The sequence below is a fragment of the Oribacterium sp. P6A1 genome (assembly GCF_000702885.1).
Taxonomy (GTDB): domain Bacteria; phylum Bacillota; class Clostridia; order Lachnospirales; family Lachnospiraceae; genus Oribacterium.
The window spans coordinates 54,081-65,419 of the sequence record NZ_JNKO01000013.1 but is presented as its reverse complement, the minus strand read 5'-3'; the positions used below and the strand labels follow the sequence as shown (position 1 = coordinate 65,419).

General features: G+C 42.2%; 13 protein-coding genes and 1 tRNA gene. 1 reads left to right on the top strand and 13 read right to left on the bottom strand.

The window, feature by feature from the left end:
* Positions 1-243: 243 nt before the first annotated feature.
* From T515_RS10180 to T515_RS17620, 9 genes are all read right to left on the bottom strand, one after another.
* Positions 244-1,635, bottom strand: a complete 1,392-nt coding sequence (locus T515_RS10180; RefSeq protein ID WP_036610611.1) for an RsmF rRNA methyltransferase first C-terminal domain-containing protein — start codon at positions 1,633-1,635, stop codon at positions 244-246.
* 141 nt (positions 1,636-1,776) lie between these two features.
* Complete coding sequence (locus tag T515_RS16680; RefSeq protein ID WP_051671633.1) at positions 1,777-2,283, bottom strand: DUF6465 family protein; 507 nt, start codon at positions 2,281-2,283, stop codon at positions 1,777-1,779.
* A 72-nt stretch (positions 2,284-2,355) separates the two neighbouring features.
* Complete coding sequence (locus T515_RS10170) at positions 2,356-3,651, bottom strand: O-antigen polymerase (RefSeq protein WP_036610609.1); 1,296 nt, start codon at positions 3,649-3,651, stop codon at positions 2,356-2,358.
* A gap of 2 nt (positions 3,652-3,653) precedes the next feature.
* The gene (locus T515_RS10165; protein WP_051671632.1) at positions 3,654-4,907 is read right to left on the bottom strand and encodes a CdaR family protein; all 1,254 of its coding nucleotides are present in this window, start codon (positions 4,905-4,907) and stop codon (positions 3,654-3,656) included.
* Entirely contained in the window at positions 4,904-5,758 is an 855-nt protein-coding gene (gene cdaA, locus T515_RS10160; RefSeq protein ID WP_036610606.1) for a diadenylate cyclase CdaA, read from the bottom strand. Before cdaA ends, T515_RS10165 begins: the two co-directional genes overlap by 4 nt.
* Positions 5,758-6,657: a hypothetical protein gene (locus T515_RS10155; RefSeq protein ID WP_036610603.1), complete on the bottom strand. Its 900-nt coding sequence runs from the start codon at positions 6,655-6,657 to the stop codon at positions 5,758-5,760. The genes cdaA and T515_RS10155 overlap by 1 nt, the downstream gene beginning before the upstream one ends.
* 16 nt (positions 6,658-6,673) lie before the next feature.
* Entirely contained in the window at positions 6,674-7,441 is a 768-nt protein-coding gene (locus T515_RS10150) for a hypothetical protein (protein WP_036610601.1), read from the bottom strand.
* A 16-nt stretch (positions 7,442-7,457) separates the two neighbouring features.
* On the bottom strand, positions 7,458-8,759 hold the full coding sequence (locus tag T515_RS10145) for a tetratricopeptide repeat protein (protein ID WP_036610599.1): 1,302 nt from the start codon (positions 8,757-8,759) through the stop codon (positions 7,458-7,460).
* Entirely contained in the window at positions 8,756-8,914 is a 159-nt protein-coding gene (locus T515_RS17620; protein WP_197026423.1) for a hypothetical protein, read from the bottom strand. The genes T515_RS10145 and T515_RS17620 overlap by 4 nt, the downstream gene beginning before the upstream one ends.
* 246 nt (positions 8,915-9,160) lie before the next feature.
* Here T515_RS17620 and T515_RS10140 point away from each other — a divergent pair, with 246 nt between their 5' ends.
* Positions 9,161-9,658, top strand: coding sequence for a COG2426 family protein (locus T515_RS10140; protein ID WP_036610597.1), 498 nt, complete (start codon positions 9,161-9,163; stop codon positions 9,656-9,658).
* A gap of 168 nt (positions 9,659-9,826) precedes the next feature.
* Here the strand turns inward: T515_RS10140 and T515_RS10135 are convergent.
* From T515_RS10135 to infC, 4 genes are all read right to left on the bottom strand, one after another.
* Positions 9,827-9,909 (bottom strand) — tRNA-Leu (locus T515_RS10135).
* Positions 9,910-10,090: 181 nt separating this feature from the next.
* Positions 10,091-10,447 (bottom strand): 50S ribosomal protein L20, encoded by a 357-nt coding sequence (gene rplT / locus T515_RS10130; RefSeq protein ID WP_036610594.1) that lies wholly within the window; start codon positions 10,445-10,447, stop codon positions 10,091-10,093.
* Positions 10,448-10,475: 28 nt separating this feature from the next.
* Positions 10,476-10,679 (bottom strand): 50S ribosomal protein L35, encoded by a 204-nt coding sequence (gene rpmI, locus T515_RS10125; RefSeq protein ID WP_036610591.1) that lies wholly within the window; start codon positions 10,677-10,679, stop codon positions 10,476-10,478.
* 17 nt (positions 10,680-10,696) lie between these two features.
* Positions 10,697-11,218, bottom strand: coding sequence for a translation initiation factor IF-3 (gene infC, locus T515_RS10120; RefSeq protein WP_036610588.1), 522 nt, complete (start codon positions 11,216-11,218; stop codon positions 10,697-10,699).
* Positions 11,219-11,339 lie beyond the last annotated feature (121 nt).

The following is an 11,339-nucleotide window of genomic DNA, read 5'->3' as shown; positions in this document are numbered from 1 at the left end:
TTACGTCATTTTATATATATTGTTAATAATTTAACGCCCGATTTTGCTTATAATTATGTCAAAATGTCATAATGTTCTCTGATAAAAACATAACGGTGTTCCAATTATGTTCATAACATGCGGAATAAAACAGCAAACAATCGTGATTAAGTATAGTACAAAAATATAGCTGCCATAGGCATGGCCAATAGTGCTTAAAAAGCTGCCGCCTTCATCATGGATGAAAGCAGGTTTTTCGCATTATCAGAGGAATCTGAGGCCCTTTGGATAGTGATTCTTTATCTGACCGTTCACTATTTTTCCCAGACCCAAAGATACTCCGTCGCAGGACACAATGCACCATCCTTTTTTATCCATCCCTTCGGGAGCCGGAATCTGAAGTCCCTTCAGGTACTGTTCCACATGCGGATCCTCTGAGCTGTAATTACACACGGAAAACTCAAATTCAGCCGTTTCCTTTTTGTCATGTATATCGATTGCATGAGTGAGTGCATGCTCAGGCTCTATACGCTTTTTCAGATCTGTGGCTTTAAGTATGCCTGCTCTGAAAATCTTGAGTCCTGCGAGATCCGGAAGTATATCCGGAATCAGGTATATCTGATCTTTCATCTTCTTTTCCGAAGTTTTTTGCATGCCAATGCCTTTGTCCGGACATTTTATGACTGAACCGAAAGAAATATTTTTTTCTTCAAAAGGATCATTACCCTCTCTTTGAAATACGGTTACATAGTGACCTTCGCCCTTATCTATATGGGGCCAGAACTTTTTTTCGTAAATCAGGTGCATATCAGGAAAGCTTTCTGTTATAAAGTCACGTATATCTTCATCCTCTTCCTTTTCAAAGGTACAGGTAGAGTAACAGAGCTTTCCTCCGGGTGAGAGCATGCGGCAGGCATTGGATACGATCTCCTTCTGGCGTTCGGCACACAACCTGACATTTTCGGGTGACCACTCTTTTACTGCGGTCTCATCCTTTCTGAACATGCCTTCTCCCGAGCAGGGAGCATCCACTATGATTCTTGTGAAATACTCGGGGAAGAACTGAGCCAGTTTTCCGGTGTCTTCATTCAGGACTGCAGCATTGCCTATACCCATTCTTTCAATATTTGAACTGAGAGTTTTGGCTCTAAGAGAAACGTATTCATTTGATATGATGAACCCGCCTTCATCCATGGAAAGCATGTCGGCCGCCTGGGTGGATTTACCGCCGGGACTGGCACACAAATCCATAACCCTGTCAAAAGGCCTGATGTCAAGATGAGTTACAGCCTGCATGGCTTCAGGTCCCTGGATATAGTAAAGACCGGCTTCGTGATAAGGATGCTTTCCGGGACGTATGCCTCTTTGATTCAGTGCCTCTTCGTCCATGTAAAACTCACGATAATATTTTTTTCCTTCATACATGGCAAAGCTGGCATCATTTACAGGCCGAAGTTTCCATTCTGAAACAAGCCGGTCATAGGTGATGAAGTTTTTGTCCCCGGAGCATTCATTTGCCAAAAGCTTCTTTAGGTTCAGACGCAATCCTCTGACGGGTGTATCATCGTAGCTTTGGATGAATGCCTTGAAATCTGCTTCTCCCGGGAGAAGCTCTTTCATTCGATTTAAAAATTCCTGTGGTAATGTTGATGTCATATATTTTCTCTCTGTGATATTTTGCCTATATCAGTGTATATCTCGGCGATTTCCGGAATTAAATAAATCGAGTAGGGGATTCCCTACTCGAAAATAAAAAAACGGTACACCCATGGGTACCGTTTTTAATAAACCTACGGATTAAAGGTCGATTCTGTAGTCGGCACTTCCCTCTCCATCGATGGTGAAGTATGCTGCAGACTCGGCAACATTAACATATACATCAACACTTGCGACGTCAGCCTTGATCTGCTTGGCTTTGGCAATAGCCTCTTCCTGAAGCTTTGCAGGATCATAATCCTGATTGTTGATCTGTAATGTTACAAATGTTGATACTTCAGCCTTTTCAGCAGCCTTCTTGGCTACAGGCTTTTTCTCAACAGGTTTCTTTTCAACGGGCTTCTTCTCAGCAGCCTTCTTTACCGGAGCCTTTGCAGGAGCCTTCTTTTCAACAGGCTTCTTTTCAACGGCCTTGGTCTCTTCCTTCTTCTCAGGAGCAGCTGTCTTTACAGGTGCAGCCTTGGCAGCGGGCTTCTCAGCAGCCTTCTTTTCAACAGGCTTTTCTGAAACAGCTGCCTTTTTAATTTCTGCAAAGGACTGTTTAAGTGCCTCGTCCTTTACCTCTGTTGCCTTCAAATTCTTCTCCATTTGTTTATCTCCCTTTTCAAATGTCTGAAAAAATATTCTACCTTAAAATTATATTTCCGCGTATATGCTTTGTCAATAAATGAGGTAAAACAATACACTGAATCCAAGGTAAAACCAGGTTGCCGGGTTTGAAAACCAGGTGGTAAAAAATGAAACTGAGAAATAAAAAGCAAGCTCTGAGTAAATCAGTTTTGCAAAAGGATTTGAATTCCGTTTATGCTCATGAAGGATGAATCCTGTTATCAATCCGAGGACTGCAGCGAAAAGTACAACCCCGGCAATTCCGAAATCATACCATGCGTCATATATAAGGGTCACTGTTGTGAGCTCTTCCTTTGTCGTAAAAAGTGGATAAGCTATGGCAAGATCAGGATTTATGAACTTTAGGCCTGTTAACGTCAGGAAAGGATACAGCATCCTGATTCCGTTTGAGTGGACTGTGAGCTGCCGGGTCATCAGATTGAAATTGTCAAAGTTGTTAGCTATGTACATGTAGGGCTGGGTTATAAAGATAGGGGTTTTCGGATCCTTCATTTCGAAAATCCCGTTCAGGTATTCAACGGAATGGGCTCTGGCTATGGTGATGACAACATAGACTGCAACCATCAGTACAAGTATGGTGACGGATTGCCACAGCCTGTATTTCCTTCCTGATGAAAGCGCCGCAAAAACAGCCAGGATGGCTGCAAACATAAACTGGAATCTGGAAACCAGAAGTACACTCAGAAGCAAAGGAAGAATGATTCCCAGTATAGAGACTGCATCAGGTTTCATATTCTGCTTTTTTCTGTATTCAAGGTACAGTACCGATACAGCAGGAATAAGCACCGCAAGTGTGGTAAAGTAATGAATTCCTTTCAGATGAAAATAGCTGTAGGCATGAGGTGTATCCACTGTGAACAAAGGAATGAATTTCAGATTTACTGCTTCATAGATAAATGCGCTCCATGAGATGAGAATAACAGCTAAAATGATAAATCTGAAAATGTTTACGTCGGATATTTTCCTATTATATAACGCATGGAGTCTTGAATCTTTGAATACGGTTTCTGTGAAACCCTCGGTTATGCCGGAGATGATATAGAAAACAAGATAGAATAAATAAAAGGAAAGCCATGTGGAAACAGTCCAGACTGTGGATAGATTGCTGAGCTGTAATCTGGCTATACCCTCGCCTCCCAGGATGCCCAATGCCATAAGGCCTCTTAAGTTTATAAGCTCATTGGTTCTTTTCTTTTCGGTGTAATAAAAAAATACAGCTATACCTATAAGACAAATAGAAGAAAGAGCGGAAAGCCCCGCTCTTCCTGTTATGCAGCTTGTCAAATAGGCAGCTGTATATAGAATCAGAATTTTAATATCGGTCATTGTCAATTTGATGTATTCTCCGTAGGTGAAGATTCTTTTAACTGATCCTGGACTGAGCCATTATCGGCAGAAGAGCCATTCTCAGGGGTTGAATCTGATACGCTTTCACTATTCGAATCAGAAGCCCCGGTTTCCGGCTCAGAGCTTACTGTTTCCGAAGAGCTGTTTTGTGAAGGCTGATCATCGGAATGCTGTGGCTTTTGTTCCTGCTTTCCTGAATCCCCGCCAATGGGTTCAAAAGGCTGGTTGGGAATCGGTGCCGGCGCCATTCCGCCGTTTCCGTGATTGTCTCCTACATCAGGCAGCTTTTCGATACGTACGAGTACATTGACCTGAGCATCCTGATCATCGGCAAGTTCGATTCCTGCAGGGAGATACTGAGACAGATCAAAGGTTACATTAACACTCTCAGTTACTCCGTTCAGATCGATCTCCGGAAGCTCAAAAACAGTCATGGCTTCAATGACTCCGGGAGAAGCTGCAAGAGTTACGCTGTCCGGGGAAACAGTGGTGGATTCGTACTGATATCCTGCGGCAGGTGTTCCTGAAACAGATGAAAGCAGGTTAATGCTCTTCTCCTTGTGGATGGTTACCGAATAGTTTATATCCTCAAGGTTTGCGGTAACTTCCTTAAGATTATTCAATGTATTTCCGTTTGCGTCATAATATGTCAATTTGGTTATTCCGTCCTGATTGGAGGAAATTCCGGATACATCTATATTAACTCCTATGGATGAGATCCTTCCTATTTCGGATTCAGGACCTGTCAGGTATGCTGATTCGGGACTAAGGATAATATTGGCAACCTTATAACCCGGCTTTGGTTCTCCATGAGTCTGACATTTTATATCGAATTTTTTGTTTTGAACATTTTCGATAGTTACCTTGGCAACGGAAGGATGTACTTCCACTGAATCAATGATTGTCTCTTTGCCGTTTAAGACTTCAACATATACTGGTACGGAACCTGTGATGCTGTAATCCGAAAGATCGATATATGCATGGAAGTCAGAACTTGATATAGAGGAACGGACGTCACTTCTTACTTTATAAGAAACATTGACATTGGTTCTGTCTATGGACCAGGTTTTGGAATCTTCCTCAAATATATTCTGGTTCTTTACTTCCAGCTGAACACTTTTGGTATCTGTAGTCTCGGGTTTAGAGACATTTACTACCATTATCCATATAACAAAGGCGAGAACGATGCTGATACATTTAAGAGACAGATTTTCTGTGAAAAACCGTTTTATCATTCCCCTCTCTCCTTTCTGTTATTGCGAAAGAAACGGAAACGCTGCGGAGGTGTTGTGGTTTCTTCGTTTTTATAAACAGGAAGCATTCCGCGAAGGGCATCGGCATCCACAGCACGCTTCAGTACTCCGTTCACGGCAACAGAAACCCGGCCTGTTTCTTCCGACACAACTATGGTTATGGCATCGCAGGTTTCGGAAACACCAAGAGCGGCTCTGTGACGTGTGCCGAAATCTTTTGAGATTTCTCTATCCGATAATGGCAGATAACAGGTTGCGGAAACAACGTGGTCTCCCACTACTACAACTGCGCCATCATGAAGAGGTGTGTTTTTTTCAAATATGTTTATGAGCAAAGCGGAAGAAACGATACCGTTAATGGGTATTCCTGTCTCGGCAATATCATTGAGAGACTGTTCCTGCTGAATGACAATGAGAGCACCTGTCTTCTTTTTTGCCATCTCAAAAGTTGCCCTGATTATTTCGTTGATTGTATTGATACTGGAATCTTCTGCATCATTTGGAAACAGGCTGGTAATGAAGTTTCTGCTTCCAAGCTGCTCCAGAGCTTTTCTGAGCTCGGGCTGAAAAATTACTACAGCCGCGATGATAAAAGCTGTCGAAATTTTTTCGATTATCCACATTATGGTTGTGAGTTTAAAGAACCAGGCCACAACAATAAATGCAGCTATGACAACGAGACCCTTGAGGAGTTCAAAGGCACGTGTGTTTTTTATCCATAGGAGGAATTCGTACACGATTACTGCCAGTATGATTATTTCCAGAATATTTGTGAAATAAAATGGCGGCAGCAAACTGAACCAACTCCGCAGCGTTGAAAGAAACTCAGGCATTACACTTCATCCTCATTTTCTGATTTCAATTTAGGTACGGCTTTAACATAATAAACATAGTCATCGTCTTCAAAACGAAGGCGTTCGGTGCGCTCATAATCCACAGCGTGAAATGCGAATACGTAAGCGACGGAAATGATACAGGAAATCAAAAGTCCCGGCAGCATATCCAAAAATGAAATATCAAGTCCGAAATGCATGCGGCCGAAAACAGTTGCCGCCGCAGTCACTATGATGCCTGCAGCTGCCGCAACTAGCCAGTTTCCTTCAAAAGGAATCTGGCTGATTATAAAAACAATTATAACACAAAGAGCAAATGCAAATATGGCAACAATCGCATCCTTATCCTTGAACAGATTTCCGAAAAGTCCGGCGTATGCGGTAGCCATGGCAGTGATGTCACCCTGAGAGGCTGCTATTGCAGTATGTCCGGCCATATATTCGATGAAATAGTAAAGCATAATGCCTATGGAGATAGGCACTATGGACATAAGCCCTAATGACAATCCGGCGATAACCGGAATAACATAAGGTATATTTATATAGAAAAACAAAGGAACAAGGGCGATGAGTACTGCGTGACCTGCTCTGAAGGCTGACTGGATAAGTGATGCCAAAAGAAGGACTACGATGGCAACAAGGGTTATGTCCAGTGAAGCGGCATAAGCATTACCAAGGATAAACAGGCAGAAAAAAACAGGAATACATGCCCAGGGTAAAAATGAGCACAGAACAGAGGCGGCAAAACAGATCAGTGGATTTGATAAAACGTCACTGTAACCTACATGACTGTTGACTGTTAAAAAACATAAAAATGCAGTTATGGCTTTTGTGACCGGTACTGTCCAATAATCATTTTCTGTATAGAATTTTTGTAATGATTCTTTAAAACGTAACATCTGTATGCCATGCCTTTCATTTGTCTTTTTTATTAATGCTCAGGATATCCAGTCCGTCATCATAATCATCTTCCAGATCCTCATCCAGCCATCCGCCCTGAGGAGACGAACTATCCCGTGAGCTTAAGCCTGAAGATGAGCTTGTGTCTATCGGATCATCCAGCCATCCGTCTGTTGGTTCCTGAGAACTGTATGAACCATTCCGTATAGGAGTGAACTGAATATCAGTTTTTCCGGTATTGCCGAGATCATTTCCTGCTTTTCCACGGGTTACAACGGTATGGAACTTTGGCTTTACGGTTTCCCAGGTATTGCGCTTATCATCATAAACCCTGATCCTGCCGCCGGTTTCCTTATAGTACTCGGACTCCTCTTCTGTTATGTCGAGAATATCATTTTCATTTTCCTGCATACGAAGGAGCTTATCAAGTTTTGCAGCATAGAAAAGACTTTTTCTGTGAGCGTAATCATAACTTGCATTGTACCTGACATAGGCGATAAGCAGCATAATCACCATACCTATAAGGTATATGTAAAATATAGAACGAAGTGATTCCATGATGAAAGGAATGTTCAGACGGAGAAGCACCTCTTCGAGGTTTATGATGGTGAGAACCACTGTTATCAATATAAAGCATAAGGTATAGAAAATGGCTGAGGTAAGAAGCCTTCGGGAGATGTAGTCTCCCTTGAAGTGCTTGCTTGTCTCGATTATGCCTTTTCCCTCTTTTCTTTCGTATATGGAAAGCTGTGCCATAAGTCGAATTTTCTCAACATTGAGCATGTTATTTACCTCATAATTAATAACCGCGGATACTCCTTGCTTTTTCGGCGTAGGATGAATCGGGATAAGACCCTATGATCTTGTCGAAAAGAGTATTGGCGTCGTCTGAACGTCCCATGGACTGGTAGAGTCTGGCAAGAAGGAACATGTTCTCGGGATCTTCACGTATAGTTACGCTGAGCAGATACAACTCACCTGCATTCTGCTGGTCTCCGGCGTTCCATGCATCTGTGGCCTTCTTTGCAAGCTCCTGATATACAGAGCTTTCCATGATATGTTTGATGCTCTGATACTGGGATAACAGGTTATCATCAACTATCTGTGAAGGATTAAGACCGGTATAAAGCTGTGCCGCAAGAACTATATCTCCGCTGTCATAAGCCTGATTTATCTGGGTAAGTGCACGGTACTGCCCCATGAAGGATTCGTTGGCATTCTGGAACTGCTGGATCTGAAGTGCAGCTTCCTGATACTGCTTTTCCAAGGTGCTGTACTGTTCGTTCAGGTCCTTTATCTCTCTGTTTGCAAGATCAAGCTTATCTGTATAGGAAATGAGTTCCTGATTGTTGCTCGCATTGAGGGCACGTGTCTTTGCCGGAAGTATCAGCAGGTTGAAAGTGAACAGAGAAAGGACAACACCGGATAATATATAAAAAACCACCATCCATGGTGAAACTTCCTTTACTTCCTGAGGGACTATGACGTCATCGTCAGTCATCTTACGATGGGAGAAAGCGTTTCTCAGCTTGCTCTGTTCAACCTCTTTACGGCCGGTTCTCTGTTTTACCTCATCCATAAGAACCAGAGCCTTGGGATTGTTTCTGTCTATCTTTAAAACCTTATAAAGACTTCTTCCGGCCTTGACCCATTGCTCTCTCTTCATATAAAGAAGAGAAAGTAGTATATGGGCCTTTACGTAGTTAGGGCTGTCTTGAATTACCTGGTTGAGCTGCATTATGGCCAGGTCCTCGTTGTTGCTTTGAGCGTAGATAAGTGCCTGATTGTACCTGTTTACATTGTCCGTGCAGATACGGAGTATGGCAGGCTTACGCTGAATCTCTTCAAGATAATAGTCGGCGATATTGTTCTCGCTCATGAGGTTGTTACTGATGACCCATTGTGTCAAAGCATCTGCTGTTTCGCCGCACTCAAAAAATATGAGTCCCAAAAGATTTCTGGCATCAATCTGGTATTTATTGAAAAGCAGGGACTTTTTAAGAAGCTCTGCTGCCCCGCTTAAATCTCGCAATTTTGCTCGCTCAAGACCGAGATTGTAGTAGCAGTTCGCAATACGATCGAGAGTTATATCGTAGTTCATTTGTCGTTGTCCTTCTTAAGTTCGATGGCATCTTCAATCAGTTTTGTCATGATCTCATGCATATCGGTTAAATCTGTTTTGACTATGGCATCTTCTATCTGATCCACATCGAGACTTGGTTTAAAACGCTTTATTTCTTCTTCGTAGTTAATCATATATATTTCTTTCTTTTAAGGATGATTACAGCTTCATAAAGTATGATAATGCTGTTCTTGACACATATTGATGTTTCATTTAGAATCTGCTGAGTACGTAAAGGTACACTATCAGACATTAAGTCATCTATTAAGTTTAGCACATCTTATTTTTGCATTCAAGGAAGATGGTCTTCCCGAAACATGCAGTAATAAAAATTTAAGCATTGATTATGAGGCGTGAAACGATTGTATTTAGGAGGATAAATGGATAGTTTAGTGAATGTTTTGACCGAGAATATGAGCAGTATTCTCTCCAGAGAGTCAGTGGTCTTCATCATTTCCATGATGCCGGTTCTGGAGCTCAGAGGGGGACTGCTGGCAGCATCACTTTTGGATGTTGCTTATCTGAAGGCTCTTATGATATGCATCATAGGCAATCTTCTTCCGATACCTTTTGTACTGTTTTTTATTGAAAAAATAGTTCTCCTTATGGAAAAGTTCGGACCTACAAAAAAGATCGCCATGTGGCTCAGAAAAAAGGTTGAAAAGAATCAGGCTGCTATAGAAAAATATGATTTTTGGGGTCTTACCCTGTTTGTGGGTATACCTCTTCCGGGAACGGGAGCCTGGACAGGTTCCCTGGTGGCAGGTCTTCTTCACATGCCACGGAGAAAGTCCGTTCCGGCCATACTTACAGGTATACTTATGGCATCGGTTATCATGTCGGTTGTTTCTTACGGAATTCTGGGAAACATTATTTAAAGAAAAAATAATTCAGGCGCTCACAGCTTTATAGGCTGTGGGCTCTTTTTGTTTTGAGAAAATACAGATTTCAGCGGAGCACAGTGGGAATTATATTCCCGGTGATCACGGCTTTGCTAGTGGATTAACGGACAAAAAAAGCACCGGTCTGAACCGATGCCTGAATACTGCGGAGAAAGGGATTTGAACCCTCAAGAGTGTTACCTCACACGGACCTGAACCGTGCGCGTCTGCCGTTCCGCCACCTCCGCGAACTTCTAAATATTAGCACATAGAAACATCTCAGTCAACATGAAATTTAATGTATAAGTCCGGTATCAGAGTACTGTAAGGTCCGGACTCACATTTCTGTACTTAGTGAAAATGACCTCTCTCAGCTGACAATAAAAATCCCCGATGTATAAACATCGGGGGGTTAAAAGCAATTTGAAATTACTTGTTAAGCTGAGCCTTTGCTGTCTCTGCAAGCTTTGCGAATCCCTCTGGATCAGCGATAGCTACCTCAGAAAGCATCTTACGGTTCATGTCAACACCTGCTGACTTGAGACCGAACATGAACTTGCTGTATGAAAGACCGTTAAGTCTTGCAGCTGCGTTGATACGAGCAATCCAGAGCTGTCTGAACTGTCTCTTTCTCTCCTTACGTCCTCTGTAAGACTCTGTGAGAGCTCTCATTACGCTCTGCTTAGCTACTCTATAGTGCTTTGAACGAGATCCTCTGTAGCCTTTAGCCAGCTTGAGTACTCTATTATGCTTCTTCTTAGCGTTTAATCCGCCCTTAATTCTCATTTTAATTTCCTCCTCTAAGGCCTACAAATTAAAGATATGGAAGAATCTTCTTCATTGTCTTTACGTTTGTTGAATCAACTACAGTATCCTTGCGAAGACCTCTCTTACGCTTGGTTGTCTTCTTTGTAAGGATGTGGGACTTATAAGCCTTGTTTCTTACGAGCTTACCAGTTCCGGTAACCTTAAAGCGCTTAGCAGCGGCTTTCTTTGTCTTAAGCTTTAACTGTGCCATATTAGCCTCCTGTGAATTTACTTTTTAGGGCTTATAACAATCGCCATATTTCTGCCTTCGATCTTTGCAGGCTTGTCAAGAACAGCAATGTCCTTTAACTTCTCTGCAAACTCATCAAGAATATACTTGGACTGATTCATACGTGACATTTCACGACCTCTGAATCTGAGAGCAACCTTAACCTTGTTGCCCTTCTCAAGGAATTTTCTTGCAGCACCCAACTTTGTGTTGAGATCGTTGGTATCGATGTTCGGTGTCATACGAATCTCCTTGATCTCAGTTACATGCTGATTCTTCTTGGCTTCTTTTTCTTTGCGCATCATCTCATAACGATACTTACCGAAGTCAGCAATCTTAACGACAGGTGGCGTAGCATTGGCAGCAATCTTGATGAGATCAAGGTCTGCTTCTTTTGCCATCATGTAAGCATCCTTGGAAGACATGACACCTAACTGGTCTCCGTTGGCTCCAATTACTCTTACCTCTTTGTCTCTGATCTGCTCGTTTATCTCGATGTCTGCGTTTTTCTTAATAGCCATAAACTCCTCTCCATGGTACATCTATATATACAAAAATATGGTGGATTGTAAGCCAAATCCACCATAATGAATATACACGAAGTAATAATCAAATATGAACCCGGGTCAGTATCGGACTGCC